The sequence below is a fragment of the Ruegeria sp. N11 genome, from assembly GCF_056531525.1.
Genome location: NZ_JBQFLX010000010.1, coordinates 74,153 through 100,573 on the forward strand (window position 1 = coordinate 74,153; position 26,421 = coordinate 100,573).

A 26,421-nucleotide genomic window follows, 5' to 3' on the forward strand; every position below is an offset into this window, starting at 1 on the left:
AATAAGATGAGCCCTGAATGACCGATTTTGCCGCAACCAAAGCCATGTTCGACCTGCCCGAGGGCGTGATTTATCTGGATGGCAATTCGCTCGGCCCTTTGCCCAAGGCGGCGGGCGCACGTGTGCAGGACATGATGGCCAACGAATGGGGGCAAATGCTGATCACCGGCTGGAACAAGGCAGGCTGGATGGGAATGCCGACCGGGCTGGGTGATCGTATAGGGCGGCTGATCGGGGCCGAACCCGGCAGCGTTGTGGTCGGCGACACATTGTCGATCAAGGTATATCAGGCCGTGGCGTCCGCGCTGGAGCTATGCCCCAACCGCAAGGTTGTTCTGTCGGACAACGGAAACTTCCCCTCGGACCTTTACATGGCGGACGGGCTTCTGCGCTCACTCGGACCGGATTATGAGTTGCGTGTAGTCGCCCCCGAAGACGTGGCCGCGAACATTGCCGAAGACGTTGCCGTTCTGATGCTGACGGAAGTGGACTATCGCTCAGGATGCATGCACGACATGAAGGCGCTGACGGAACAGGCGCATTCGAACGGCACAGTTACAGTCTGGGACCTGGCCCATTCCGCGGGCGCAATCCCCGTTGACCTGTCGGGCTGCAACGCAGATTTTGCAGTGGGCTGTACATACAAGTACCTCAACGGTGGTCCCGGCGCACCAGCCTTTATCTATGTCGCACCACGTCTGACTGACAGCGTCAGGCCGGCACTGTCCGGCTGGCTGGGTCACGAAGCGCCATTTGCCTTTGATCTGGATTACCGTCCGGGCAGCGGGATCGAAAGAATGCGGGTCGGCACCCCCCCGGTCATTCAGATGAGCGCGCTTGCATCAGCAATGGATGTCTGGGATCTGGCAGACATGAACGACGTGCGCGCCAAGTCCATCGAACTGACCGAGCTTTTCGTTGCGCGCGTCGAAGCCACCTGCCCTGGTCTGCATCTGGCCAGCCCGCGAGATCCGAACCTGCGCGGCAGTCAGGTCTCATTCCATTTCACCGAGGGCTATTCCGCGATGCAGGCCCTGATCGCGCGCGGCGTGATCGGAGATTTCCGGGCCCCGGACATAATGCGCTTTGGCTTCACGCCGCTCTACATCGATGAACAGGATGTCGAACGCGCGGTCGAAATCCTTGCAGATATCATGCAGAACAGATTGTGGGATGCGCCGGAATACAAAATTCGCCAGCGCGTCACCTGACCTCGAGCCCGGCGCCAAACAGGTCGGCCACCTGGCCAACCTGTTGTTCGTAAACCTCGGCACCCGCTCCGGTCAGTTTCAGCCCCTTGAGCGTCGCTGAAATGGTCCGGCCGGTTTCGACCGCGTCCGCGAACAACCGAACGCGCCCAGCTTGTTGTTGGTGTGACAGCCAGTCTGCGTAAAGCCCCGCCAGCATGGCCTCACCCTCCGAGATGATCTCGGAAGACATGGACTTGGTGTTATCCAGCAGTTCAAGCCCGTGCGGCAGCGCCAGAATGGCTGCCATTCCTTCGGTCTGCGCCCGTATTGCTCGCTTCAACACGTCCGGCACGGAACCGGGCGACGCCAGCGCGGCAGCAACCGCTGCGCTTTTTTCCGCATAGTAGAGTTCGGTCAGCTTTCTGACGATCGCTTCTTTGTTCTTGTAGTGCAGATACACGGCCGGTCGGGACATCCCCGCGCCCCGCGCTATGTCGTCCATTGATGTCTTGCGAAATCCGTACGTTGCAAATGCCTGAAAGGCCGAGTCCAGGATCGCTTTTTGCCGTATATCGCCAACTGCTTCTGTCATGCTCAAATTCGTGACATTTTTTGTTTATTTTGTCAATTGACATCCTGACACTTTTCAACAATTGTGTCATAAACCGCGACAGCTACGAGAGGTGCGCCATGGCGACCGCCCTTAAGATCAATGGAAAGCAGCATCAGATTGACCTGCCCGATGACGTCCCCCTGCTTTGGGTCTTGCGGGATGAGGTCGGCCTGACCGGGACCAAATTCGGCTGCGGCGTGGCAGCCTGTGGGGCCTGCACCGTCCATATTGATGGCGAGGCGGTACGCTCGTGCCAGGTTGCGCTATCGGACGTTTGGGGTGACGTGACCACAATAGAAGGTATCGGCACCCCGGACGCGATGGCGACCATACAGCAGGCCTGGGTCGATCATCAGGTCGCGCAATGCGGTTATTGCCAGTCAGGCCAGATCATGCAGGCCGCTGCGCTGCTGGCGGAAAACCCCGTCCCAAGCGACAGCGATATCGACGAGGCGATGCAGGGCAACCTGTGCCGCTGTGGCACCTATCCCCGCATTCGCGCCGCGATTCACGATGCGGCGTCCAAGATAAACGAGGCGTAAATTATGGCATCTGTTGGTAAAATCCTCCGCCGCACGTTCCTGATCGGTTCAGCCGCAATTGTCGGCGGCGTGGCGTTCGGCGCCTACTATGTCAGCCGCCCGGTCGCCAATCCGCTCAAACCTGGCAAAGGCGAGGCGGCGCTGAACCCGTTCGTTCTGATCGACCAGAACGGCGTTACCCTCTTTGCACCCCGCGCCGAGATGGGGCAGAGCGTGAAAACCACCTGGGCCGCACTGATCGCGGAAGAACTGGACGTGGATCTGGACCAGATCACCGTCCTGCACGGCCCGGCGGCGCAAGCGTATTACAACACGGCCATGATCGGTGAAGGCTTGCCGAACAAGGGCTACGACATCTCTGATTTCCAGCACAATCTGGGTGAAGCTTTGGGCGGGATCGGCAAAGTGCTCAGCCTGCATGTGACTGGCGGCTCGACCTCGATGAAGGACGGGTTCGAGCGGATGCGGGAAGCCGGTGCCTCGGCCCGCGAAACGCTGAAACAGGCTGCCGCCGACCGTCTGGGCGTGGACCGCAGTGCCCTGAAAACGGCCTCGGGCCATGTGGTTGCCCCGAATGGCGACAAGATACCCTACACCGAACTGGCCGGGGATGTGGCTAAGCTCGACCCGATCGAGGCACCGCTGCGTGACCCCTCGGAATGGCGTTACCTTGGCCGGCCCCAACCGCGTCTGGACATGGCCGAAAAGGCAACCGGCACCGCCGAATTCGCAATCGATGTACGCCTGCCCGGAATGAAGTTCGCCTCGGTCCGCATGAACCCGAAACTGGGTGGCCAGATGAACGGCTTTGACGACACCGCCGCGAAGTCAATGCCTGGGGTCGAGAAAATCGTCGACCTGGGCACCGGCGTTGCTGTCATTGCCACCAATACATGGCTGGCCAATCAGGCAGTCGAAGCCATTGACGTGGATTGGGGCGACGCGCCCTATCCGCCCGGGACAGAGGCAATCTTTGCCAGGATCAGCGAGGCGTTCGAGAACGACCCGAACTCGACCATGCGCGATGACGGCGACGTCAGCACTCTGCCGGAAGGCGCCACCGAGATTTCCGCAGAATACATCGTGCCCTACCTGGCCCACGCGACAATGGAACCGATGACGGCTGCCGCGCTGTTTTCCGGCAACAAGCTGGAATTCTGGGGCGGCAACCAGGCCCCGACCTTCATGCAGATCAAAATTGGCGAAGCGGCCAATCTCGAGACCGATGCGGTTGAGGTTCATACCACCTATCTGGGCGGGGGCTATGGCCGTCGGCTGGAGTTTGACTTTGGGGTCATCGCCACAAAAATCGCCTTGGCCATGCCGAACACTCCGGTTCTGACGACCTGGAGCCGGGAAGAGGACATGCGCCACGACTTCTATCGTCCCGGCGCAATGGCCCGGATGCGCGGTGCGGTCAAAGACGGTCAGGCGGTTCTGATTGACGGTCGGGTCGCCTCGCAATCCTGCACACATCAGGCCGTGTCTCGCGTGACCGGGTTCGCCGGCGGCGGCCCCGACAAGGTACTTGTCGAAGGGCTGTTCAACCAGCCATATGCCGTGCCGAACTATCGCATCAGCGGCCACATCGCCGATCTGGATATTCCCGTCGGCTTCTGGCGTTCGGTCGGCAACAGTCACAACGGGTTCTTCCACGAAACTTTCGTGGATGAAATGGCCCATGCCGCCGGCCGCGATCCACTGGAATTCCGGCTGGAGCTGATGAAGAGCGAACACGCGCCATCGGCCGGGTGTCTGGAAGCGGTGCGCGACATGTCGGGCTGGACCGGCCAGACCCCGGACGGAGTTGGCCGTGGGGTCGCCTTCACCTACAGCTTCGGCACTCCGGTAGCGCAAGTGATCGAAGTCGTTGACGAAGACGGCAGCATCCGCATCAGCAAGGCGTGGATTGCCTGCGATATGGGCATTGCGCTGGACCCCGATAACGTCAAGGCGCAGATGTTCGGCGGCATGATGTACGGCCTGTCAGCGGCCTGCTTTGGTGAAATAACCTTTGCCGATGGCGAGGTCGAACAGTTCAACTTCCCCGACTATGACGCCGTTCGTATGCACACGGCCCCGGAAGTCGAAGTGCGCGTACTGGAAACCAACCGTCACCTGGGCGGCGCAGGAGAACCCGGCACGCCGCCATCAATGCCGGCACTGGGCAACGCGCTGTTTGACCTAACCGGAGAACGCGCTCGGTCTCTGCCACTGATTAATCAGTTCAATCTGCTGGTTTGATGCAACCCGACCGGTCCCGTTTTGCGGGGCCAGCGCAAGTCACGCGGTTTGTTGAAACAGTCCAGCTTCCGATCCAGTCGCCCAGGCCCGCACCGCCGCTCCAAATGCTTCGAACAATGGCCGTGACACAGGATCATTCACAGCATCCCATTCCGGATGCCACTGCACGGACAGGGTGAACCCCGGGGCGTCTTTGACATAGATCGCCTCGGGTGTGCCGTCCGGTGCATGGCCGTCGATTTCGATCCTGTGGCCGACTGTCTTGATCCCCTGCCCGTGCAACGTATTGGTCATCACCTCGGTCGCGCCCATCAGGCGGTGGAACACACCACCCTCGGCCAGTGTCACGACATGGCGCAGGGCGAATTTCTCTTCCAGCGTGCCGTCGGGCGGCATCCGGTGGTTCATGCGCCCGGGCAGATCACGGATTTCGGGGTATAGCGTCCCACCCAATGCCACGTTGACTTCCTGAAACCCACGGCAAATTCCAAAAAACGGCTGACCTCGCTCAACACAGGCCCGGACCAGTGGCAAAGTTATCGCATCGCGCGCCCGGTCGAATTCCCCATGCGCTTCAGTGGCCAGTTCGCCATACTCCTCCGGGTGAACATTGGGGCGCCCACCTGTCAGCAGGAAGCCGTCGCAGACCTCAAGCAGTTCATCGACGGCTACATATCTGGGGTCTGCCGGGATCAGCATCGGCAGGCAACCCGAAACATTCGCCACCGCATCGGAATTCATCGTACCGCCGGCATGCGTCGGGTATTGATCGTTCATCAGATACGAGTTACCGATGATACCAACCACGGGTCGTGACATTGTTGTTTTCCAAAACGTTTCCAGATCTAGCTGAAAACTATCGGCAGCAGATGAGACGTGCAATAGCACACACCCTGCATCTCAGCGCAAGCTCCTGTTCACAACTGCACAATTTTTTCCAATTTTCGATCAATATTCAGGAAACTGTTCCAGCAATGTCACCAATAGAGGGAATAAGTTCCTAATGGCGGTTCTTCAGCCTCCACACCGGCCACGACATAACGTTGCGTGTCAGATCTCGCCCGTCAGACCCGCGGCTTCGATGCCAGCCAGGGCCGCCGCCGCGTCGTTGTCCGACGTATCGCCGGTCACCCCAACCGCACCAATTACGGCACCCTTTTTGTCGCGCAGCAGGACGCCACCCGGAACAGGCACGACCTGACCGCCATAAACGCCATTTACCGCCGCCATGAAATAGGCCTGAGCCTCGGCGCGCTGCATCTGCGCAGTACCCGCCATGCCCAACATGACCGCCCCATAGGCCTTGCCGTGCGCTATTCCAAAGCGCCCCGGGGCCGCGCCGTCCTCACGCTCGAATGCGATGACGTGACCGCCGGCATCCAACACAACCACCGAGAGTGGCTTCAACTCCATCTCATGCGCTTTTTCCAACGACTTTCGAATGATGGTGCGCGCCTTGCGCAAGGAAATAGCCATCCCTGATCCCTTTCATCTGGCCCAAAATATCCTCGGGGGAGCGCGAGGGGGCAGACAGCCCCCTCGTTCCCGCCCGTGCAACTCAACCCAAACTGGCTTTCTTTTCCAGCCGCCGTGCATGCAAAACCGGCTCGGTATAGCCCGAGGGCTGCACCCGCCCCTTGAAAACCAGATCGCAAGCCGCCTGAAAGGCGATACCATCAAAACCGGGCGCAATGGGAGAATATTCCGGATCATCCGCATTCTGGCGATCGACGACGGCGGCCATCTTGCGCATTGCGGCCATCACCTGGCCTTCGTCAATCACATCATGATGCAGCCAGTTGGCCAGCGCTTGCGAAGAAATCCGGCAGGTCGCGCGGTCCTCCATCAGGCCAATGTCATGAATGTCCGGCACTTTCGAGCATCCGACACCCTGATCGACCCATCGCACCACATAACCCAGAATGCCTTGCGCGTTGTTCTCGACCTCACGAGTGATTTCCTCTTCGCTCAGGTTGCGCCCGCCCAGCAGGGGCACGGTCAGCAGATCCTCAAGCGTGCCGCGCGCGCCGCCGGCCGCCAGTTCGTCCTGACGGGCCAGAACATCAACCTTGTGATAGTGGGTCGCATGCAGTGTAGCGGCGGTTGGCGAAGGCACCCAGGCACAGGTCGCGCCGGATTTCGGGTGGCCGATCTTTTGGTCCAGCATGTCGCCCATCCGGTCGGGCATCGCCCACATGCCCTTTCCGATCTGAGCCTTGCCCTTCAGGCCGCAGGCCAGACCGATATCAACGTTGCGATCCTCATAGGACGCAATCCAGGGCGTGTTCTTGATGTCGCCTTTCGGCAGCATCGGGCCGGCCTCCATCGAGGTGTGAATCTCATCCCCGGTGCGGTCCAGAAAGCCGGTGTTGATAAAGGCCACCCGCGATTTTGCAGCGCGGATACATTCCTTTAGATTGACCGACGTACGGCGCTCCTCATCCATGATGCCCAGTTTCACTGTGTTGCGCGGCAAGCCCAGAATATCCTCGACCATGTCGAAAATTTCGACCGAGAACGCCACTTCTTCCGGCCCGTGCATCTTGGGCTTGACCACGTAAACCGACCCTTCGACCGAGTTGCCCCCCTCGCGCCGCAGATCGTGCATCGCGATCAGCGTGGTGCAAAGCGCATCCATCAACCCCTCGCCGATCTCATTACCCTCGCCATCCAGAACGGCGGAGTTGGTCATCAGATGGCCGACGTTTCGGATCAACATCAGCGAGCGGCCCTTCAGCGCCGCGGTTTCGCCGCCAACGGCGGTGTATTCAACGTCGCCAGCCAGCTTTCGGGTGAATGTCCGGCCACCTTTCGAAACCTCTTCGGTCAGGTCGCCCTTCATCAGACCCAGCCAGTTGCTGTAGGCCACAACCTTGTCGGCGGCATCCACGCAAGCCACCGAATCCTCGCAGTCCATGATAGTGGACAGCGCCGATTCCAGGCGCACATCAGCGATGCCTGCGGGGTCGGAGGCACCAATATTGCTGGACGGGTCGATCATGATCTGCACGTGAAGACCGTTATTCTTCAGTACCACGAACTCAGGCTTGTCAGCGGAACCGCCAAAGCCAACGAAACCTGCGGGATCGGCCAGCGCGGGCACCAGCGCACCGCCTTCGACGCTCAGGTCCGAAACGTCGGACCACGAACTATTTTCCAGCGGTACTGCGTCATCCAGAAACGCCTTGGCCCATGCGATCACGCGGGCACCCCGTGCGGTATCGTATCCTTTACCCTCGGGCAGATCGCCCATCGCGTCAGTGCCATAAAGCGCATCATACAGGCTGCCCCACCGCGCGTTGGCGGCGTTCAGCGCAAAGCGGGCGTTGGTGATTGGCACCACCAGCTGAGGTCCGGGCGTCAGAGCGATCTCCGGATCGACCTTGGCGGTTTCGATCTGAAAATCGGCACCTTCCTCGACAAGGTATCCAATCTCTCGCAGGAAAGCCTGATACGCGGCGGCATCATGATCCTGCCCTGTTCGGGCCAGATGCCAGCCGTCGACCCGGCCTTGGATCTCGGCCCGTTTTGCCAGCAACGCTTTGTTCTTCGGCCCCAGCTCCTGAACCATCCGGGACAGACCCGACCAAAAATCCTCGGATGAAAGGCCCGTTCCGGGCAGCGCCCGGTTTTCGATGAAATCTGCCAGTTCAACGGCGATCTGCAAACCGTTCCGGGCTTCTCTACTGCTCATATTCGACATCTCCCGCAATTGTACGCCACTGTATGCCGGCTTCAATTAGAGCGGAAGTTTCCGATAGGCAACATATTCGCCATCGCTTTTCGGCGGACCTGCCGGATTGGCGTGGCGTCAGCACGCCGGATTTACGTGCCCGGCACCGCTTGCAGCGCGTCGCCGCAACCCATAACGTCGCGCCAGACATGAACCGATGCGAGGCCCCCGATGCGCGACGCCGCCCCCACCACAATCTATCTGAAAGACTACACGCCCTTCGGCTATCTGGTGGACAGTGTGCATCTGACCTTTGATCTGGCCGAACACGCCACGCGCGTCACATCGCGCATCGCATTCCACCCCAATCCCCAAGCAACGGACCGAACCTTTTTCCTGCACGGCGAGGATCTGAAACTGATCCGCGCCGCCATTGATGGCGCGGACATCGCGCCACAGGTCACCGACAAGGGCCTGACTGCGGATGCACCGGATGCGCCGTTCGTGTGGGAGGCCGAAGTCGAGATTGACCCGGGCAACAACACCGCGCTTGAGGGGCTTTACATGTCGAACGGCATGTACTGCACGCAGTGCGAGGCCGAGGGGTTCCGCAAGATCACTTTCTACCCCGACCGCCCGGATGTGATGTCGACCTTCACCGTGCGGATAAATGGCGACCTGCCCGTGCTTCTGTCCAATGGCAACCCCACGGCCAAAGGCGAAGGCTGGGCCGAATGGACCGACCCATGGCCCAAACCCGCTTATCTGTTTGCACTGGTCGCGGGCGACCTGATCGCCCATCCCGACCGGTTCACTACCATGTCGGGCCGGGACGTGGACCTGAAGCTTTGGGTTCGTCCGGGCGACGAGGGCAAATGCGCCTTTGGCATGGAAGCGCTGAAGAAGTCGATGAAATGGGACGAAGATGTCTATGGCCGCGAATACGATCTGGATGTGTTCAACATCGTGGCCGTCGATGATTTCAACATGGGCGCGATGGAGAACAAGGGGCTGAACATCTTCAACTCCTCCGCCGTGCTGGCCAGCCCCGAAACTTCGACCGACGCCAATTTCGAACGGATCGAAGCGATCATCGCGCATGAGTACTTCCACAACTGGACCGGCAACCGGATCACCTGCCGCGACTGGTTCCAATTGTGCCTGAAAGAGGGTCTGACCGTCTTCCGCGATGCGCAGTTTACGTCCGACATGCGCTCGGCCCCGGTCAAGCGCATCCACGACGCCATAGACCTGCGCGCACGGCAATTCCCCGAGGATAACGGGCCGCTATCGCACCCCGTTCGGCCCGAAAGCTTCCAGGAGATCAACAACTTCTACACCGCGACCGTCTACGAAAAAGGCGCCGAGGTAATCGGCATGCTGAAACGGCTGGTGGGGGATGAGGCCTATTCCAGGGCGCTTGACCTTTATTTTGACCGCCATGACGGGCAGGCCTGCACCATCGAGGACTGGATCCAGGTGTTTGAGGATACCGCCAGCCGCGACCTGAGCCAGTTCAAGCGCTGGTACAGCCAGTCAGGAACCCCACGTGTAGCGGTAACAGAGGACTGGGCCGATGGCACCTATACGCTGACCCTCAGCCAGCGGACAGAACCCACACCGGGTCAGACCGAGAAGTTGCCGCAGGTGATCCCCGTTGCTGTTGGCCTTTTGGGGCCGAACGGCGACGAGGTGCGCACAACTGAAATGCTGGAATTGACGGAAGCGGAACAGAGCTTTGCCTTTACCGGTCTGGCCGCCAAACCAACGCCATCGATCCTGCGTGATTTCTCGGCGCCAGTGATCCTGGAACACGATCAGACCAATGCCGAACGCGCGTTCCTGCTGGCCCATGACACCGACCCGTTCAACCGCTGGCAGGCGGGACGCTCACTGGCGCAGGACACACTGCTGCGCATGATATCCGAAGACGCCACCCCGGACTCCGATTATCTGGACGGGTTGCTGGCCGTGCTGCGCAACCGGGATCTTGATCCGGCTTACCGCGCCCTGATGCTGGGACTGCCAACGCAATCGGAACTCGCTACCGCCTTGTTCGACCGTGGTGAAACACCAGATCCAATGGCGATCTGGAGTGCGGTCGAGACATTGCGGCAAGCCACAGCGCAACATGTGCAGGACCTGCTGCCCCGCCTGCACAGCGAAGCCCTGGTTCAGACCCCCTACGGCCCCGACGCGGAGCAATCCGGCAAACGCGCACTGGGCAGCGCCGCTCTGTCGCTGACTTCGCGCCTGGACGGCGGTGCCAAGGCAGTAGAAGAGTATGGCGCAGCCAACAACATGACCCTTCAACTCTCGGCCCTGGCCTGTCTTTTGCGGGCCGGAAAAGGTGAGACGGAACTGGCCGGATTTTACACGCAGTGGCAGCACGACCGGCTGGTCGTGGACAAATGGTTCGGCCTGCAGGTCGCGATGGCCGCGCCCGATGCGGTGCCAGATACCGCGCACAATCTGACCGAACATGCCGATTTCAACTGGAAGAATCCCAACAGGTTCCGCGCAGTAATGGGCGCGCTGGCAATGAACCACGCCGGGTTCCATCAGGCCGACGGCGCAGGTTATGCCCTGCTGGCGGACTGGCTGATCCGGCTTGACCCGGTCAACCCGCAGACCACCGCGCGCATGTGCTCGGCCTTCCAGACATGGAAGCGGTATGACGGTGACCGTCAGACCCTGATGCGCGCACAACTGACACGCATCCAGGATACCCCAAACCTGTCGCGGGACACCGGGGAAATGGTGTCACGCATACTCGACGCATGACGCCCTTTACCTTCACCCGGCAAAACCGCGCGCCCCGCGCTGTACTGATCCTGATCGGCGTCTTTGCGGGGCTGATATCGCTCGTGATCTTTTTCAACGCCGCACTATGGCTGGTCGGGGTGCTGGCGCTTGCCACGCTGCCGGCCATCTGGGACATCGTGAAAGACACCAGCGCCGGGCTGACGCTGGACCGGGATTGCCTCAGGTGGCATTCGGGCGGGCGCGAAGGTGAAATCGACCTGAACGAGATCGATTTTTTCCGCTTCGACACACGTTGGGACTTCTCGGTTCGCGTCTCTTTAATGTTGAGATCAGGCAAGCGTATCCGGCTGCCGGATGAGTCGGTTCCGCCGCACCGGGCCTTCGAAAACACTTTGGAAAACGCCGGTTTTCGGGTTGAGCGTCATCATTTTACAGTTTTTTGAAACGATGCGCCACCACAGGCCGGATTGGCGCGGGATTCTGAAGTGTTTCAGGCAATTTACTTGAACTGACGCTGATTTACAGCCAGACTTCCGCTGTAAGTTACGTTTTTTGTTACAGTTCCGAGTTTCGCCATGTTCAGGTCATTCAGGGCTCATCTTGCCCGTTTCACAAATCCTTCCCGGCAAATTGCGCCGCCAAACAAGGTGGCAGCAGATGCTGTCGCCGCCGTTCTGCCTGATCAGGGTCAGCTTAACATTCCCGTTGCACAACTAAACGCTGGCGACTTCGTGGGACGCACCACTATTGAACGCGGCCGTCACCTGGCCCGGCAGGACCGGTGGGAAGATCTGTCCGCGGAAATGCGGGCAGCTGATGCAGCGCGCGACACCGCGCCCGACGGGTTGCCGATTGCTGATTTGCTGGCATTCGGTGCACGCTCGGATGTGGTTCTGGCCGCTGAACATGCATTGTCGGATGGCAAGGCCCTGTCAGACTATGATCTGCTAGGAGGCGTCGCCGATCTGGAAGACGTGATGCAGGAACACCTCGGCAACCCGATGATAGCCCTGATCGTTGCACTTGCACATATTGATCTTGCCTGGGCATGGCGGGGAACGGCGCTGGATGCGACCTTGCCACCGCTGCACCGGTCGCGCTGCGCAGCGCATTTTGACCGGGCGGCGGCTATTCTGCCCAAGTGCAACGCCGCGTTGCCAGACAGCCCGTTGGTTGCTGCCGCAGGCTGCGCCCTGCTGGCCGGTCAACGCCGCACGTCGGTTCGGGTAGCAGACGAGTACGAGCGGCTGATCGCGCTGGACCCCGAAAACCAGCGTCACATGCGCGCCATGGGCAGCCATCTGCTGCCGCGCTGGTTTGGCAGCTATGAAGAGCTTGAGGTTCAGGCCCTGCGCAACGCCGCCAGAACGCAAAAAATATGGGGCGCCGGGGGATATACCTGGGTCCAATTCGATGCGATTGCCCTGGATGAGGAAGCCTGCGCTCGGGTCGATATCGAGTTCTTCCTGGAGGGGCTGCACGACATCTTGGAGCGTCGTCCGGACCAGCAGACCATCAACATGCTGTCGGCCTATTGCGCCATTACCGTGCAAAACGGCGTGGGCCTGAACGAAAAAGCCGATCTTGTCCGCTCGCAACTGCGCGAGGCGGCAAACTGGCTGATCCGCGATCATCTGACCGAACTGCATCCGCTGATCTGGGCGCATGCGGCCGCCGGGTTCAACAATTCGGTCCGCGTACCTTCGCCCGAGCGGTTCGCCGCGCGCGGGCACCGGGACGCATTGCGGGCCATCGCCGATCTGTTTCGCGAGGAACTCAACAGCGGCAAGGACGTGACATTTACCTCGTCGGGCCTGCAACTTTCACGGAACTGAACCGGCAAAAGACTGGAAATCACAGCCATTCCCCCTTGCTCCTCTGACGTGCCGGGCCTAATACGCTGGCCTAGACTTTCTGCGGATATGAGGCGCGCCATGCTCGACCTGACATACGAAATGCCCAAACCCAAGACCATTGCCGGGGCCAAGCACGACTGGGAACTGGTAATCGGGATGGAAGTGCATGCGCAGGTCTCGTCCAATGCCAAACTGTTTTCGGGCGCGTCGACAAAATTCGGGGCTGAACCGAACGCAAACGTTGCTTTCGTGGACGCGGCAATGCCGGGCATGCTGCCGGTGATCAACGAGTATTGCGTGGAACAGGCGGTGCGGACCGGGCTGGGCCTGAAGGCAGACATCAATCTGAAATCGGCCTTTGACCGCAAGAACTATTTCTACCCCGATCTGCCGCAGGGATACCAGATTTCCCAGCTTTATCATCCGATTGTGGGTGAGGGCGAAGTGCTGGTCGAGATGGGTGACGGCACCGCACGCAAGGTGCGGATCGAACGTATCCACATGGAGCAGGACGCGGGCAAATCGATCCACGACATGGACCCGCATATGTCCTTCGTCGATCTGAACCGGACCGGCGTTTGCCTGATGGAAATCGTGTCGCGTCCCGACATCCGTGGCCCCGAAGAAGCCGCCGCCTATATCGCCAAGCTGCGCCAGATCATGCGCTATCTGGGTACCTGCGACGGCAACATGCAGAACGGCAACCTGCGGGCGGACGTAAACGTCTCGATCTGCTTGCCGGGCGCGTATGAGAAGTATCAGGAAACGCAGGACTTCTCGCATCTGGGCACACGGTGCGAGATTAAGAACATGAACTCGATGCGTTTCATCCAGCAGGCCATCGAAGTGGAAGCCCGCCGTCAGATCGCCATCGTCGAAGCTGGCGGCAAGATCGATCAGGAAACCCGCCTGTACGATCCGGACAAGGGCGAGACGCGGTCCATGCGGTCCAAGGAAGAAGCGCATGATTACCGCTATTTCCCGGATCCCGACCTGCTGCCGCTTGAGATCGAGCAGGCGTGGGTGGACGATATCGCCGCCAATCTGCCGGAACTGCCGGACGGCAAAAAAGCGCGCTTTATCAGCGAGTTCGGGCTGACTGATTATGACGCCTCGGTGCTGACTGCCGAGGTGGAATCGGCAGCGTATTTCGAAGAAGTCGCCAAGGGACGCAGCGGTAAACTGGCCGCGAACTGGGTCATCAACGAGCTGTTCGGCCGGTTGAAGAAAGAAGATCACGACATCACTGAGTCGCCGGTTTCGCCAGCGCAGCTGGGAAGTATCATCGATCTGATTTCGTCGGACGCCATCTCGGGCAAAATCGCCAAGGATCTGTTTGAAATCGTCTATACCGAAGGCGGGGACCCGGCACAGATTGTCGAAGAACGCGGCATGAAACAGGTGACGGATACCGGCGCGATTGAAACGGCTTTGGACGAGATCATCGCCGCCAACCCGGCGCAGGTCGAGAAGGCGAAAGTGAACCCGAAACTGGCCGGATGGTTTGTCGGTCAGGTGATGAAGGCGACCGGTGGCAAGGCCAACCCGAAGGCCGTCAACGAATTGGTCAGCAAAAAGCTGGGTTCGTAAATCTTCGGGTTTGCACGTCGCGCACGGCCCACGGTGTGCATTTTGTACATAACAAAAAGTTAACCGCTCAGCCCCGATTTCGGGCTGAGCATCTGCTTGACTCCCCGCCGGATTGCACCCTTTCATCCCCGAAAATTGAGGTGAGGTAACATGCAGAAAAGATTTGATCAGGAACTCGAGGACCGGCTGGTCCGGTATGCTGCGATCGACAGTCAGAGCGATGAGACGTCGCCCTCGACCCCAAGTTCGGACATCCAGCTGAACATGCTGAACCTGCTGCGCCAGGAACTGACCGAAATCGGCGCGCAGGATGTTGAATTGACCGGTGACAGCGTTGTTGTCGCCACTATCCCCGGAACTGTTCCCGGCCCAACAATCGGGTTTCTGGCCCATGTCGACACCGCCCCGCAGTTCAATGCCGCCGGCGTCAAGCCGCGCGTGATCAAGGGGTACAATGGTGGCGAGATCACCTTTCCCGACGACCCCGATCTGGTCCTGTCGCCGGAGGAGCACCCCTATCTCGCCGAAAAGATCGGGCACGATCTGATTACTGCATCAGGCACCACCTTGCTGGGTGCGGATGACAAGGCGGGTGTCTCGATCCTGATGACCATGGCGCGGCATCTGATTAATAATCCTGATATTCCGCACGGGCCGATCCGCATCGCCTTTACCCCCGATGAAGAGATCGGGCGCGGTGTTACCGAACAACTACCCAAGGATCTGGGCGCTGATTTCGCATACACTCTGGATGGTCAGGAAGTCGGCGAAATCGAATATGAGAGCTTTTCGGCCGACCGTGCCGTGATCCGGATCGAGGGCGTCTCGATCCACCCCGGGCTTGCGAAGGGAAAAATGGTCAACGCAGCCCATCTGGCAGCTAAGATCGTTCAAACTCTTCCGCAGGCGACGATGACCCCCGAAGTCACGGACGGGCACGAGGGGTTCATCCATATCACCGACATGAATGGCGGTTCCTCCGAAATGGAAATCAAGCTGATCCTGCGCGATTTCGAAATGGAAGCGTTGGAGGCGCAGGGTGATCTGGTGCGGCAGGTTTGTGCCACTGTACAGGCCACAGAGCCGCGGGCGGTAATCACCTGTGAGATTTACCATCAATACCGCAACATGCGCTATTGGCTGGAAAAGGACATGACCCCGGTTGATCTGGCCCGCGACGCCTGCCGCGACATGGGGATCGAGCCTGTATCTGTTCCGATCCGGGGCGGCACCGACGGGTCGCGCCTGACCGAGTTCGGCACCCCCTGCCCCAATATCTTTACCGGGATGCAGTGCATTCACGGCCCGCTGGAATGGATTTCGGTGCAGGACATGGCCGTCGCGACCGAGTTGTGCCTGTCCGTGGCGACCAGGGCAGCGCAGAAACCGGGCAACAGTGGCGGCTAAAATCCGACATCGGGTCGACGTCTCTTTCGCCCGGCGGTCAACGTGATAACCTGTCCGCCACAGGCATTTCAGGAACGGTTGATGCAGCGCTACGAATACAAGGTTGTCCCCGCCCCGCAAAAAGGCACCAAGGCCAAGGGCGTGAAAACGCCCGAGGGGCGGTTTGCCAATTCGGTCGAACAATTGCTGAACCAGATGGGTCAGGACGGCTGGGAATACCAGCGCGCCGAGTTGCTGCCCAGCGAGGAACGCTCGGGCCTGACCGGATCGACGACCCACTGGCGCAATGTGCTGGTGTTCCGCCGCTCGGTCGAGGCTGAGGTCGCCCCGGTTCCCGTCCCGAGCCCGACAGAAACGCCCGAAGGCGTTCCGCTGGCCCACCCGATCCCGGGACCGGATACGGTGAAGGCGCCCGAGCCGCATGCGGTTCTGGCCCCGGGACCTATTTCAGCCGAGGTGGATGAGCCTCCCCTGACTTTGCAACCCGGCGAAAAAGCCGACGAAGATTCCAAGTAACAAGCATCAAGACCAGACGGTTCGAAGGTGTGGTTTTGATGGCACGGATTTGACCAGCAGGACTGAGACGGTCATCCGTTTCAGGGTTCCGGTCGTATCGTTAAGAGATATTTTTTGCCCCCCAGAAGGACCCCCTACTGCGATGAAACCCCGCAAAGCTAATCTTTGTCTTTTTGCCGCCATCGCATGCCAGTTCGCGTTGCCCGCCGTCGCACAACAACGATTAGGCTGGGTCAGCCAGATCGACGGGCTGGCCGCCTATCAGGGCAGCGCCGATCTGGATCAAGGCGGCGACTTCAGCGCGACGCGGTCGTTTCTGCGGGCTACGGGGCTATATAGTTTTGACAGCGATACTTCGCTCGGTGTTTCGGTAAGCTACGGACAACTGGATTACGATTTCAGCGCAGCGGACAACCAGCCGTGGAACGATATCCGCGACATCCGAGTTTCGACCCCGCTTCGGTTTCAGGCCAGGCAAAGGGGCAGCGTGTTCGTATCGCCTCAGATCAGATGGGACTACCACAGAGGTGCCGCACCTTCGGATGGGCGCACATATGGTGTTTTTGCGGGTGTCGCATGGCGGATGAGCCAAAGCTTGACAATCGGCCCGGCATTTGGGGCTTTTTCGCAACTGGAAGATAGCGGTGTGGATGTCTTTCCCGCGTTGTTGGTGGATTGGGACATCAATGATCGCTGGAACTTGAACACCGGATCCGGAATCGGAGCTACGCGAGGGCCGGGGCTGACATTGAGCTATGCGGTGAATGAAGATTTCAGCCTCTCGCTTTCGGCACGTTCCGAGAAAATCCGCTTCCGGCTAGACGACAACGGGCTGGCTCCCAGCGGGATTGGTGAAGATCAGAGCATCCCGGTGGTTGCGTCCCTCAGCTATGACCCGAATCCTGGCGTGTCAGTAACCGTCTTTGCAGGGGCCGAGTTCGATGGCCGACTGACGCTGGAGGACAAGAACGGTAACGAAATCAGCCGTCAGAACTATGACACGGCCCCTCTGGTCGGTCTCGCCTTCCGGCTGCGGTTCTAAGCGCGATCAGACACCGATATCCAAAGCCAGCGCATGGATGCGTGGAACCACATCGCCCAGCGCCTTGTGCACGGCACGGTGGCGGGCAACGCGGGATTGGCCTGCGAAGGCTGAGGCGCGGATGCGGACGTTGAAGTGGCTCTCGCCCCCGTCCTGGTATCCGGCATGGCCCCGGTGGCTTTCGCTGTCATCGACCACTTCAAGCTCGCGCGGGTCAAACGCGGCCTGCAGGCGGGATCGGATTTCTTCGGTCACGCTCATTTTTATGCTCATCGGCAAAATTTTTGCCGCCCCCCTCTTCTACTTTCGGCTGCTTAGACTAAACTGCTGCCTCCGAGTCGAAAAGATGTGTTCGTAAGGATCAGAGCATGACGAAATCAGACCCATTCGGATTCGATATGTCCGTTTCCAGCGCCAAGAAAAAGAACCCGCGCGGGCGTCGGGGCATGTCGGGTGCGTCTGAGACCTCGATGCGAATCTGCGATCACGAGGGCTGTGAAGAGGCGGGCAAGTTTCGGGCGCCAAAAGCGCCGGACGTTCTGGATGACTTCTTCTGGTTCTGCCAGCAGCATGTGCGCGAGTATAATCAGAAGTGGAATTTCTTCGACGGCACCACCGAGGCCGAACTGAACGCGCAGCGGTCCAAGGACAAGGTGTGGGAGCGTGAGACCAAACCCATGGGCGACCCCGAGGCGCGCGCCTGGGCCCGGCTGGGCATCGAGGATCCCCACCAGGTGCTGGGCGCCAACGGTACACAGAACAAGGGCCGTACATCAGGTGGCGGCGGGCGTCGCCTGCCCCCGACCGAGCGCCGTGCGATCGAGATTCTGGAAGCCAATGACAGCTGGTCAAAGGCCGAGGTGCGCAAGGCCTACAAAAAGCTGATCAAGGTGCTTCACCCGGATATGAACGGCGGCGACCGCAGTCAGGAAGAGCAACTGCAGGAGGTTGTCTGGGCCTGGGATCAGATCAAGGACAGCCGGAACTTCAAATAGTCCGGCATCCGGTTGGCCCTGCCGCAAACAATGACAGCAGGACCAGAACGGATCTGGCGCGTCAAACAATCATTCCGGAACGTAGCGCGGATAGGTCGATTTGCTTTGCGCGGCAAAGTCCAGATCGATCTCGACCGTGGCAAAGGGATTGTCAGGGTCGGTGGTGGCCAGCACGTTTCCTTCGGGGTCGATCACCCAAGCCAGACCGCCTGCGTCGGGGGCATCTCCGACAGGGGCCCACAGGTTGGACGACAGGCAATCAGCACCGGAACACACGGCCGAGGCCTGACCGCCGGCCAGCCATTTTTCGACAGAGCCGTGCGGCGTCGCACGCGGGACGCATAACAGGTCGGCACGCGAGGCCGCATAGTGGCGGGCCCATTCAAAGAACCACATCTCGGTACAGATCTGGACGCCGACGCGCATCCCCAGAACACGGGCCAGATCAAAGCTCTTGGGTCCGCGATCATACCAGCTGTGCTCATGATAACCCGGTTCATCCGGCAAATAGTATTTCTCATGCACCGGCGCTGCGTTGTCGGTTTCAGCGGTCCAGACATAGGCCTGATTGCGGCGGCTGCCGGCGGCGTTGACAATCGGGCGGGTTCCCATCGCGCCGCGAACGCCCAGTTTCGAAAGCTGCGAAATCCTGTCGTCATGCGCCGCAACGGAGGCAGCCCAGCGCCCGGCATCCGGCGTTGCGTCATGCGCCAGCCAGTCGAAAAAACACATCTCGGGCAGCAGCAAAAAATCTGTTCCGGCAGCTTGGACATGATCGGCCAGACCCGACAGGTACTGGTCCAGTTGTGATGGGCGCGGGTCGAGTTGGCAAACGGTGACTTTCACGGCTGCGGTCCTTGGACATGGTTGGTAATGCGGATCAGCATGACTGCGCGTGTATTGGCGTAACAGTCAAGGAATGGTATCGTTTCGATAGACCTTTAACGATTTGACAGCCATTTTGACGAAAGCGAACACAAGGCATGGACAATATCGATCGGGAACTGCTGCGCCTTCTGAGCGGGGATGCCCGTTGTTCGGCCGCCGAACTGGCGCGTGAACTGGGCGTGTCGCGGGCCACGATCCAGAACAGGATCGACAAGCTGAAGGCGAACGGCACAATCGCGCGGTTTACGGTGGAACTTGGGGGCTTGGTTGAAAATGCGCTGGTCGATGCACTTGTGCTTTTGAAGCTGGCACCGGGGGACAGCAGACGGATCATCGACCAACTCAGGAGAATTCCCGAAGTTCAGTCGCTTGGCTCCGTGAACGGTGTGTTCGATCTGGTTCTGGAATTGCGCACCTCCTCGCATCAGCGTCTGGATACGGTCCTGATGGATATCCGCCGCATGCCGATGGTGGCCGAAACCAACAGCTGCATCCGCCTTAATCATTTCAAATGAAGCAAGTGCCCGCAGCGAAATACCTGCCCGATGTCGCAGGTGGACAAGCCTAATGGTCCGATTCGATCGTCTGATCACCGTATGGGCAACGATCACCTGTACGACAATCTTCTGCGCCTTTCGCGCGACGCCTATCGCGGCAATCGTGAATTGACGGCCTTTGCGGCGTTTCCAGATGACGTCGAGCGGCAGCCAATCACGCCATTACACCGCCCCTGCGGTGAAGCTCTGCGCAACGAAACCGGTTTGTCATCCCAACACTATGGCGATCTGCAGGATGCCATCATTGCCGCCGGTCCGGCGGCTGTCTGGCGTGAAACCTACAAGGGCACCAATATCGGGGACCGGTTCCTGCAAAATTTCGGATGCTATTCCATCATCGGCAAAGGCGGGCCATTCACCTCGCGGCAGTTGTGGCTGTGGGTCGTCCATATGCCAGCCGGGCTGTATTATCCCTGGCACCATCATCCGGGGGAGGAGGCATATTTGGTTGTGTCCGGGTCGGCTGTTTTCAAGCGGCAGGGATGCCCCGATGAAGCCCTGCGCGAAGGCGACACGGTACTGCATCAAAGCAACCAGCCACACGCGATGGAGACATTGGACGCGCCGGTCCTGTGCCTTGTCGCGTGGCGAAACGGGTTTGACACACCGCCTGTTCTGACGCCTTCGAAGTGATAGCCTTGTGGCTTGATCACGCGCAGGGTTCCGGCCAGAGGCTTCGGTTTTCCGGCGCATCGGGCTTGGGCAAACCGGGTGTGGGGCAACTCCTCGCTTGAAAGCGCTTCGGGACTGAGGCAGTAGGTCGTGACCCGCCGCGTTTGAAAGACTGAGATGCTATTCAGTTCCGTTCCGTTTGTGTTTGTTTTTCTGCCTCTGAGCCTTCTGGGGTTTTACGCAGCCGCAAGACTGCGCAATGCGGATGTGAAACTCTTGTGGATCGCGGCTTGTTCGCTGTTTTTCTATGCCTATTGGCGGCTGGATTACCTGCCAATTCTCTTGGGATCGGTCTGCGTCAACTTTCTTGTGGCCCGGGCCATTCGGCACAAGATGGCGGCGCAGGGGCAGGACGGCGCGGCGCGGGGGCTGCTTGTCGCGGGCATACTGTTCAACCTTGGTCTGCTTGGGTTCTTCAAATACCTTGGATTTGCCGTCGGTATCCTGAATGACGTCACGGGGTCCTTCATCCAGCCGCTGAGCATCGCGTTGCCGCTGGCGATCTCCTTTTTCACTTTTCAGCAAATCGCATTTCTGGTGGACAGCTACAAGCGGATCGCGCGGCCGACGCGGTTTCTGAACTATCTGGTTTTTGTCACCTTCTTCCCGCAGCTCATCGCGGGACCCATCGTGCATCACCATGAGATGATGCCGCAGTTCAAATCGCCTTCGATCGGGATTTTGCGATGGAAAAACCTGTATGTCGGGATAGTGATCTTTGGCATCGGGCTGTTCAAGAAACTGGTCATCGCAGATCAACTGGCGGTCTATGCGGATCAGGGTTTTGCCGATTATGCCAACCTGACCGTTCTGGACGCCTGGGTTGCGACATTGTCCTACACGTTCCAGCTGTATTTCGACTTCAGCGGTTATACGGATATGGCCATCGGCGCGGCGCGAATGTTCGGCATCCGCCTGCCGCAGAACTTCAACTCGCCCTACAAATCCCTGTCGGTTCAGGATTTCTGGCGCAGGTGGCACATGACGCTGTCGCGTTTTCTGCGCGACTATGTCTATATCCCGCTGGGCGGCGGCCGCCGGTCGCCCGCGCGGGTGTCGGCAAACCTGTTCACAACCTTTCTGCTTGGCGGTACCTGGCACGGCGCAGGCTAGACCTTTGTGATCTGGGGTGCCATTCACGGCGCTGTTCTGGTGGCCGAGCGCTATCTGGCCCGGCTGAAGGTCAGCCTGCCGAAACCGGCCCGTTGGGCAATCACCTTTTTGATCGTTCATTGCGCCTGGGTCTATTTCCGGGCCGACAGCGTGGCGCAGGCCAACAGCGTTCTTCGAACCATGTTTGGCCGGGGTGCATCGAACTCCGGCAGCAGCCATGTGGTGATCATCGACAGTGACACTGCGGCGGTTGCCATTCTTGCCGCGTTCTACGTGGCGCTGGCCCTGCCCAACACGAACCAGTTTGTGCGCAACCTCAAACCGCAATGGAAAACCGTTTTCGCCGGGATGGCCTTTGGCACCGCCTGCACGGCGATGCTGGCCACGCGCAGCGACGTTTTCCTTTATTTCAACTTCTGAGGAACAGGCCGGATGATGTACCGCAATCGTTTCCTTCTGGTCAGCGCCATCGCGGCGGTTGTGTTCCTGTTTCTGCCCGTCACCACTCTGCTGGCGCGCCTGCAGATGCAGGACGGGCCGATTGTGCCGGAAGACCCGCGCGCATTATGGTCCGTGAACAATGCCGAAGGCATGCTGGCGCTGGGGTTGTGGTCCTGCTGCGGCGTCTCACTGGACACCGATCAGGTGGTGATCGGGCAGTCGGGCTATCTGTTTCTGGGCAACGGTCACAATCGTGTGCTCGACAGAACGTCGGGCCGGAAGATGCCCGATGCCAGGGATGTTGCGGGCTGGGCGGATCATCTGCGGCAGTTCTCGGACTGGCTGCAGGCGCGGGGTTCGGATTTCCTGCTTGTGATCGCGCCGAACAAGCATACGATCTATCCGGAATTTCTGCCGCCCGAAGTGGCACCAGCGGACATTAACGGCACGGACATGTTTATTGAGGCCGCGCGTGAACAAAATCTGCCGCTGCTGGATTTGCGCACCCTGATGACGGGACTGAAGGCCACCGCTCAGGCCTACCTGAAAACCGATACCCATTGGACAAACTTGGGGGCCGCGCGAGGATATGAAGCGACTTTGGAGGCACTTGGGCCCGACTATGATCCGATTGTCTACGCGGCAGAGGTACTGGAATATACATCAGGTGATCTGGCCAATCTGCTTAAAGTTCGGGATTTGCTGGGCCACCGCCATGAAACGGATTATGCAATCGGATTTGAGAATTTGGTGGTCTGCGCAGGTGCAACTCCGTTCATCGGAAGCGTACCTGACATCTGTACGGCAGAAGCGGGCGACGGAGGGGGTTTTGAGACGACATTTGCGCCTGCCGCCATAAATCCCGGCACCGCATTGCTAATCTGCGATTCATTCTGCGAGGCGAACATCGCGCTTTATCGCAGCACGTTCCGGATCGTTCACAAGGTACAATGGCAGGATCTTTTAGATCGAGACATGGCGGAACAGATCGCTCGCCTGCAGCCCGATGTGGTCATTTTCCAACTTGTCGAACGAAACCTGTTCGAGCCTCGCCTGCACCTGTAATAGGTTGAAAGGCCCGCCGGCTACGGGCCACCGGATTGTGATACCCACGATTTATGGTCAGTTTCAAAGAAACATCCGGCCAGCCAAATGAACGGTCGGCTTTCCCTTGCCCTTGTCCGCAATATGTTGCACCACACACGGGTTCAAACCCGGAGAGCGGGGCAAAGGATAAGGACAAGGCGCATGGCTGACGGATCGATCGATATCAACGCAAAACCAACCGAAGACATCTCGGTCCGTGACGTATTTGGAATTGACAGCAACATGGCGGTCAAGGGGTTCGCCGAGCGCAGCGACCGCGTTCCGGTGATCGACCCGACCTACAAGTTCGACCCCGAAACCACGCTGGCAATCCTGGCGGGCTTTTCGCACAATCGCCGCGTGATGATCCAAGGTTATCACGGCACCGGGAAATCGACCCATATCGAACAGGTCGCCGCGCGTCTGAACTGGCCTGCCGTACGTGTGAACCTGGACAGCCACATCAGCCGGATCGACCTGATCGGCAAGGACGCGATCAAGCTGCGCGACGGCAAACAGGTGACCGAATTCCACGAAGGTATCCTGCCCTGGGCCCTGCGCAACCCTGTTGCCATCGTGTTCGACGAATACGATGCGGGCCGTGCCGACGTGATGTTCGTGATCCAGCGTGTGCTGGAGCATGACGGCAAGCTGACCCTGCTGGACCAGAACGAGATCATCACGCCGAACCCGAACTTCCGCCTGTTCGCGACCGCCAACACCGTGGGTCTGGGCGATACCACCGGCCTTTATCACGGCACGCAACAGATCAACCAGGCGCAAATGGACCGCTGGTCGCTGGTTTCGACTCTGAACTACCTGAGCCATGATGCCGAAACGATGATCGTGCTATCAAAGGCACCGCACTACAACACCGCCGAGGGCCGCAAGACCGTCAGCCAGATGGTGACCGTTGCTGACCTTACCCGGACGGCCTTCATGAATGGCGATCTGTCCACGGTGATGAGCCCGCGGACCGTGATCAATTGGGCCCAGAACGCAGAGATTTTCCGCAATGTGGGTTACGCCTTCCGCCTGTCGTTTCTGAACAAGTGCGATGAGTTGGAGCGCCAGACCGTGGCCGAGTTCTATCAGCGCTGTTTCGACGAGGAACTGCCCGAGAGCGCGGCGAGTGCGAGCCTGGGGTAAGCACCTGAATTGCGCCCGTTTCGGGCGCAATGCCTCCGGCGGGGATATTTTTGGCCAGATGAAGGCGGATCCGTTAATGTTTTCCAGGCCGGGCTGGTCACTTTGATGAGGGCTTAAGGACATGGCACAGAAGAACGATAACCCCGCCGATCCTTTCAAGAAGGCCTTGGCCGAGGCCACCAAGGTGATGGCCGACGATCCCGAGCTTTCGGTGAGCTATACGGTCGACCCGTCGGGTCTGTCCGGTGAATCGATGCGGTTGCCGCAGGTCTCTCGCCGCATGACTCGCGAGGAGGTGTTGCTGGCACGCGGCACGGCGGATGCTCTGGCGCTGCAGCGGCGGTATCATGACGATGCGACCCATGCGCGTTATGCCCCTCCGGGTGATATGGCGCGGGATCTTTATGAGGCGATGGAAGTTGCCCGTTGTGAAGCGATGGGCGCACGGGACATGCCCGGGACTGCCAGCAATATCGATGTCAAGATCAGCCACGAGGCGATCCGGCGCGGATATGACCAGTGCAAACAGCCTGCAGATGCGCCGCTTGCGGTGGCCGCGGGCTATCTGATCCGGCATCTGGCGACCGGGCGGGATCTGCCGCCGGCAGCCGAGAACATCATGAACCTGTGGCGCGGGTTCATCGAGGAACAGGCGGGTGGCGTGCTGGAGAACCTTGAAGAGGTTCTGTCGGACCAGGCGGAATTCGCAAGGTTTGCCCGTCAGATGATCAAGGATCTGGGCTATGGCGACCAGCTGGGCGAGGACCCGGACGAGCTGGACGACGAGCAGGAAGATCAGGCCGAAGACGACGCCGAGGAACAGCCCGACCCCGACAGCACCGGGCAGGACGATCAGGACGAGCAGGACGCCGACGCCACCCCCGAACAGACGCAGGAAGAGCAGCAGGATCAGTCTCAGGCGCAGGTCTCGATGGACGAGATGGCCGAGGATGAGATGGGCGAAGAGGCCGAGATGCCCGATGGCGAGGCCCCGCTGGAGCCGCCTGCCCCGCCGCCCGCGTCTGAAGCGGATCCCGACTACAAGGTTTACCTGAGCACCCATGACGAGGAGATCGCCGCCGAGGATCTGGCGGAACCCGCCGAACTGGAGCGGCTGCGGGCCTATCTGGATCAGCAGCTGGAGCCGTTGAAAGGGGCGGTATCGCGTCTGGCCAACAAGCTGCAGCGTCGGTTGCAGGCGCAGCAGAACCGGTCCTGGGAGTTTGACCGCGAGGAAGGCATTCTGGACGCAGGCCGTCTGGCACGTGTCGTGGCGAACCCAACAACACCGCTGAGCTTCAAGGTCGAGAAGGATACCGAGTTCCGCGACACCGTGGTGACGCTGCTTTTGGACAACTCGGGCTCGATGCGCGGGCGTCCGATCTCGATCGCGGCGATCTGTGCGGATGTTCTGGCGCGGACGCTGGAGCGCTGCAACGTCAAGGTCGAGATTCTGGGCTTTACCACACGGGCATGGAAAGGCGGTCAGGCGCGTGAGGCGTGGCTGAACGATGGACGCCCGCAGCAGCCGGGGCGCCTGAACGATCTTCGCCATATCATCTACAAGGGTGCGGATGCCCCGTGGCGTCGCGCGCGGCCCAATCTGGGTCTGATGATGAAAGAAGGTCTGTTGAAAGAAAACATCGACGGCGAGGCGCTGGAATGGGCGCATCGCCGGATGCTGGCGCGGCGAGAGCAGCGCAAGATTTTGATGGTGATCTCGGATGGTGCGCCGGTTGATGATTCAACTCTGAGCGTTAACCCTGCGAATTATCTGGAAAAACACCTGCGCGACGTGATCGCGATGGTCGAAAAGCGCAAGATGGTCGAACTGCTGGCGATCGGTATCGGTCACGACGTGACCCGCTATTACGACCGTGCGGTCACGATCACCGATGTCGAGCAACTGGCGGGTGCGATGACCGAGCAGTTGGCAGCTCTGTTCGACAGCGACCCGCGGGCGCGGGCGCGGGTCATGGGAATGAAGCGGGCCAGCTAGATCCGTTGACGTCGCCCTGCCGGGCGGCATAGCATCCTAAGCAACCAGCCCCAGATTGACGATCCGGTAGTCGGAGCAATTC

The 26,421-nt window shown here is 59.8% G+C and carries 24 protein-coding genes; 18 read left to right on the top strand and 6 right to left on the bottom strand.

Annotation, left to right across the window (positions count from 1 at the left end):
• The first annotated feature begins 17 nt into the window (after positions 1–17).
• The gene (gene kynU, locus ACR0J8_RS12345) at positions 18–1,211 is read left to right on the top strand and encodes a kynureninase (RefSeq protein ID WP_480890450.1); all 1,194 of its coding nucleotides are present in this window, start codon (positions 18–20) and stop codon (positions 1,209–1,211) included.
• On the opposite strand, the gene ACR0J8_RS12350 is transcribed toward kynU, so the two are convergent.
• The gene (locus ACR0J8_RS12350) at positions 1,204–1,782 is read right to left on the bottom strand and encodes a TetR/AcrR family transcriptional regulator (RefSeq protein ID WP_170615298.1); all 579 of its coding nucleotides are present in this window, start codon (positions 1,780–1,782) and stop codon (positions 1,204–1,206) included. The genes kynU and ACR0J8_RS12350 overlap by 8 nt on opposite strands.
• Positions 1,783–1,880: 98 nt before the next feature.
• Between ACR0J8_RS12350 and ACR0J8_RS12355 the strand changes: the two genes are divergently transcribed.
• Positions 1,881–2,345 carry a (2Fe-2S)-binding protein gene (locus ACR0J8_RS12355; RefSeq protein WP_170806577.1) on the top strand — a complete coding sequence of 155 codons (465 nt, stop codon included), beginning with the start codon at positions 1,881–1,883 and terminating at the stop codon, positions 2,343–2,345.
• Positions 2,346–2,348: 3 nt separating this feature from the next.
• Entirely contained in the window at positions 2,349–4,589 is a 2,241-nt protein-coding gene (locus ACR0J8_RS12360; RefSeq protein WP_480525181.1) for a xanthine dehydrogenase family protein molybdopterin-binding subunit, read from the top strand.
• A gap of 39 nt (positions 4,590–4,628) precedes the next feature.
• Here ACR0J8_RS12360 and ACR0J8_RS12365 read toward each other — a convergent pair whose 3' ends face one another.
• From ACR0J8_RS12365 to ACR0J8_RS12375, 3 genes are all read right to left on the bottom strand, one after another.
• Complete coding sequence (locus tag ACR0J8_RS12365; RefSeq protein ID WP_480525180.1) at positions 4,629–5,408, bottom strand: gamma-glutamyl-gamma-aminobutyrate hydrolase family protein; 780 nt, start codon at positions 5,406–5,408, stop codon at positions 4,629–4,631.
• A gap of 231 nt (positions 5,409–5,639) precedes the next feature.
• Positions 5,640–6,065 carry a GlcG/HbpS family heme-binding protein gene (locus tag ACR0J8_RS12370; protein ID WP_170615294.1) on the bottom strand — a complete coding sequence of 142 codons (426 nt, stop codon included), beginning with the start codon at positions 6,063–6,065 and terminating at the stop codon, positions 5,640–5,642.
• Positions 6,066–6,147: 82 nt separating this feature from the next.
• On the bottom strand, positions 6,148–8,283 hold the full coding sequence (locus tag ACR0J8_RS12375) for a malate synthase G (RefSeq protein WP_480525178.1): 2,136 nt from the start codon (positions 8,281–8,283) through the stop codon (positions 6,148–6,150).
• Positions 8,284–8,493: 210 nt separating this feature from the next.
• Here ACR0J8_RS12375 and pepN point away from each other — a divergent pair, with 210 nt between their 5' ends.
• The 7 genes from pepN to ACR0J8_RS12410 all read left to right on the top strand — a co-directional run bounded on the left by pepN (position 8,494) and on the right by ACR0J8_RS12410 (position 17,439).
• Positions 8,494–11,046, top strand: a complete 2,553-nt coding sequence (gene pepN, locus ACR0J8_RS12380; protein WP_480890455.1) for an aminopeptidase N — start codon at positions 8,494–8,496, stop codon at positions 11,044–11,046.
• Positions 11,043–11,471 carry a hypothetical protein gene (locus ACR0J8_RS12385; protein WP_480525175.1) on the top strand — a complete coding sequence of 143 codons (429 nt, stop codon included), beginning with the start codon at positions 11,043–11,045 and terminating at the stop codon, positions 11,469–11,471. Before pepN ends, ACR0J8_RS12385 begins: the two co-directional genes overlap by 4 nt.
• Positions 11,472–11,675: 204 nt before the next feature.
• The gene (locus tag ACR0J8_RS12390; protein ID WP_480525173.1) at positions 11,676–12,863 is read left to right on the top strand and encodes a hypothetical protein; all 1,188 of its coding nucleotides are present in this window, start codon (positions 11,676–11,678) and stop codon (positions 12,861–12,863) included.
• 99 nt (positions 12,864–12,962) lie between these two features.
• A complete protein-coding gene (gene gatB, locus ACR0J8_RS12395) occupies positions 12,963–14,474 on the top strand; it encodes an Asp-tRNA(Asn)/Glu-tRNA(Gln) amidotransferase subunit GatB (RefSeq protein WP_480525171.1) in 1,512 nt (503 codons plus the stop codon).
• Between the two features lie 150 nt (positions 14,475–14,624).
• Positions 14,625–15,881, top strand: a complete 1,257-nt coding sequence (gene pepT, locus ACR0J8_RS12400) for a peptidase T (protein WP_480525170.1) — start codon at positions 14,625–14,627, stop codon at positions 15,879–15,881.
• Positions 15,882–15,962: 81 nt separating this feature from the next.
• Positions 15,963–16,397 (top strand): DUF4177 domain-containing protein, encoded by a 435-nt coding sequence (locus ACR0J8_RS12405; RefSeq protein WP_480890459.1) that lies wholly within the window; start codon positions 15,963–15,965, stop codon positions 16,395–16,397.
• A gap of 142 nt (positions 16,398–16,539) precedes the next feature.
• Positions 16,540–17,439, top strand: a complete 900-nt coding sequence (locus tag ACR0J8_RS12410; RefSeq protein WP_480525166.1) for a hypothetical protein — start codon at positions 16,540–16,542, stop codon at positions 17,437–17,439.
• Positions 17,440–17,445: 6 nt separating this feature from the next.
• On the opposite strand, the gene ACR0J8_RS12415 is transcribed toward ACR0J8_RS12410, so the two are convergent.
• Positions 17,446–17,700 (bottom strand): BolA family protein, encoded by a 255-nt coding sequence (locus tag ACR0J8_RS12415; protein ID WP_480525164.1) that lies wholly within the window; start codon positions 17,698–17,700, stop codon positions 17,446–17,448.
• Between the two features lie 107 nt (positions 17,701–17,807).
• Between ACR0J8_RS12415 and ACR0J8_RS12420 the strand changes: the two genes are divergently transcribed.
• Positions 17,808–18,434, top strand: coding sequence for a J domain-containing protein (locus ACR0J8_RS12420; protein WP_170615281.1), 627 nt, complete (start codon positions 17,808–17,810; stop codon positions 18,432–18,434).
• A gap of 69 nt (positions 18,435–18,503) precedes the next feature.
• On the opposite strand, the gene ACR0J8_RS12425 is transcribed toward ACR0J8_RS12420, so the two are convergent.
• The gene (locus tag ACR0J8_RS12425) at positions 18,504–19,280 is read right to left on the bottom strand and encodes a carbon-nitrogen hydrolase family protein (protein WP_480890463.1); all 777 of its coding nucleotides are present in this window, start codon (positions 19,278–19,280) and stop codon (positions 18,504–18,506) included.
• A gap of 137 nt (positions 19,281–19,417) precedes the next feature.
• On the opposite strand from ACR0J8_RS12425, the gene ACR0J8_RS12430 reads away from it, so the two are divergent.
• The 7 genes from ACR0J8_RS12430 (at position 19,418) to cobT (ending at position 26,339) form a co-directional block, all read left to right on the top strand.
• The gene (locus ACR0J8_RS12430; RefSeq protein ID WP_480525161.1) at positions 19,418–19,837 is read left to right on the top strand and encodes an Lrp/AsnC family transcriptional regulator; all 420 of its coding nucleotides are present in this window, start codon (positions 19,418–19,420) and stop codon (positions 19,835–19,837) included.
• Positions 19,838–19,867: 30 nt separating this feature from the next.
• Positions 19,868–20,512 carry a dimethylsulfonioproprionate lyase family protein gene (locus ACR0J8_RS12435; protein ID WP_480890466.1) on the top strand — a complete coding sequence of 215 codons (645 nt, stop codon included), beginning with the start codon at positions 19,868–19,870 and terminating at the stop codon, positions 20,510–20,512.
• Positions 20,513–20,668: 156 nt separating this feature from the next.
• Entirely contained in the window at positions 20,669–21,664 is a 996-nt protein-coding gene (locus ACR0J8_RS12440) for an MBOAT family O-acyltransferase (RefSeq protein ID WP_480890469.1), read from the top strand.
• A gap of 6 nt (positions 21,665–21,670) precedes the next feature.
• Entirely contained in the window at positions 21,671–22,084 is a 414-nt protein-coding gene (locus ACR0J8_RS12445) for a hypothetical protein (protein ID WP_480890472.1), read from the top strand.
• Positions 22,085–22,096: 12 nt separating this feature from the next.
• Entirely contained in the window at positions 22,097–23,170 is a 1,074-nt protein-coding gene (locus ACR0J8_RS12450; protein WP_480890474.1) for an alginate O-acetyltransferase AlgX-related protein, read from the top strand.
• A 183-nt stretch (positions 23,171–23,353) separates the two neighbouring features.
• The gene (gene cobS, locus ACR0J8_RS12455) at positions 23,354–24,340 is read left to right on the top strand and encodes a cobaltochelatase subunit CobS (RefSeq protein ID WP_170615271.1); all 987 of its coding nucleotides are present in this window, start codon (positions 23,354–23,356) and stop codon (positions 24,338–24,340) included.
• 121 nt (positions 24,341–24,461) lie between these two features.
• The gene (gene cobT / locus ACR0J8_RS12460; protein ID WP_170615270.1) at positions 24,462–26,339 is read left to right on the top strand and encodes a cobaltochelatase subunit CobT; all 1,878 of its coding nucleotides are present in this window, start codon (positions 24,462–24,464) and stop codon (positions 26,337–26,339) included.
• Positions 26,340–26,421 lie beyond the last annotated feature (82 nt).

What these genes read in the sequence shown, in the direction of transcription:
- kynU (WP_480890450.1), top strand. Translation starts at nt 18, where the DNA reads ATGACCGATTTTGCCGCAACCAAAGCCATGTTCGACCTGCCCGAGGGC.
- ACR0J8_RS12350 (WP_170615298.1), bottom strand. Translation starts at nt 1,782, where the DNA reads ATGACAGAAGCAGTTGGCGATATACGGCAAAAAGCGATCCTGGACTCG.
- ACR0J8_RS12355 (WP_170806577.1), top strand. Translation starts at nt 1,881, where the DNA reads ATGGCGACCGCCCTTAAGATCAATGGAAAGCAGCATCAGATTGACCTG.
- ACR0J8_RS12360 (WP_480525181.1), top strand. Translation starts at nt 2,349, where the DNA reads ATGGCATCTGTTGGTAAAATCCTCCGCCGCACGTTCCTGATCGGTTCA.
- ACR0J8_RS12365 (WP_480525180.1), bottom strand. Translation starts at nt 5,408, where the DNA reads ATGTCACGACCCGTGGTTGGTATCATCGGTAACTCGTATCTGATGAAC.
- ACR0J8_RS12370 (WP_170615294.1), bottom strand. Translation starts at nt 6,065, where the DNA reads ATGGCTATTTCCTTGCGCAAGGCGCGCACCATCATTCGAAAGTCGTTG.
- ACR0J8_RS12375 (WP_480525178.1), bottom strand. Translation starts at nt 8,283, where the DNA reads ATGAGCAGTAGAGAAGCCCGGAACGGTTTGCAGATCGCCGTTGAACTG.
- pepN (WP_480890455.1), top strand. Translation starts at nt 8,494, where the DNA reads ATGCGCGACGCCGCCCCCACCACAATCTATCTGAAAGACTACACGCCC.
- ACR0J8_RS12385 (WP_480525175.1), top strand. Translation starts at nt 11,043, where the DNA reads ATGACGCCCTTTACCTTCACCCGGCAAAACCGCGCGCCCCGCGCTGTA.
- gatB (WP_480525171.1), top strand. Translation starts at nt 12,963, where the DNA reads ATGCTCGACCTGACATACGAAATGCCCAAACCCAAGACCATTGCCGGG.
- pepT (WP_480525170.1), top strand. Translation starts at nt 14,625, where the DNA reads ATGCAGAAAAGATTTGATCAGGAACTCGAGGACCGGCTGGTCCGGTAT.
- ACR0J8_RS12405 (WP_480890459.1), top strand. Translation starts at nt 15,963, where the DNA reads ATGCAGCGCTACGAATACAAGGTTGTCCCCGCCCCGCAAAAAGGCACC.
- ACR0J8_RS12410 (WP_480525166.1), top strand. Translation starts at nt 16,540, where the DNA reads ATGAAACCCCGCAAAGCTAATCTTTGTCTTTTTGCCGCCATCGCATGC.
- ACR0J8_RS12415 (WP_480525164.1), bottom strand. Translation starts at nt 17,700, where the DNA reads ATGAGCGTGACCGAAGAAATCCGATCCCGCCTGCAGGCCGCGTTTGAC.
- ACR0J8_RS12420 (WP_170615281.1), top strand. Translation starts at nt 17,808, where the DNA reads ATGACGAAATCAGACCCATTCGGATTCGATATGTCCGTTTCCAGCGCC.
- ACR0J8_RS12430 (WP_480525161.1), top strand. Translation starts at nt 19,418, where the DNA reads ATGGACAATATCGATCGGGAACTGCTGCGCCTTCTGAGCGGGGATGCC.
- ACR0J8_RS12435 (WP_480890466.1), top strand. Translation starts at nt 19,868, where the DNA reads ATGTCGCAGGTGGACAAGCCTAATGGTCCGATTCGATCGTCTGATCAC.
- ACR0J8_RS12440 (WP_480890469.1), top strand. Translation starts at nt 20,669, where the DNA reads ATGCTATTCAGTTCCGTTCCGTTTGTGTTTGTTTTTCTGCCTCTGAGC.
- ACR0J8_RS12450 (WP_480890474.1), top strand. Translation starts at nt 22,097, where the DNA reads ATGATGTACCGCAATCGTTTCCTTCTGGTCAGCGCCATCGCGGCGGTT.
- cobS (WP_170615271.1), top strand. Translation starts at nt 23,354, where the DNA reads ATGGCTGACGGATCGATCGATATCAACGCAAAACCAACCGAAGACATC.
- cobT (WP_170615270.1), top strand. Translation starts at nt 24,462, where the DNA reads ATGGCACAGAAGAACGATAACCCCGCCGATCCTTTCAAGAAGGCCTTG.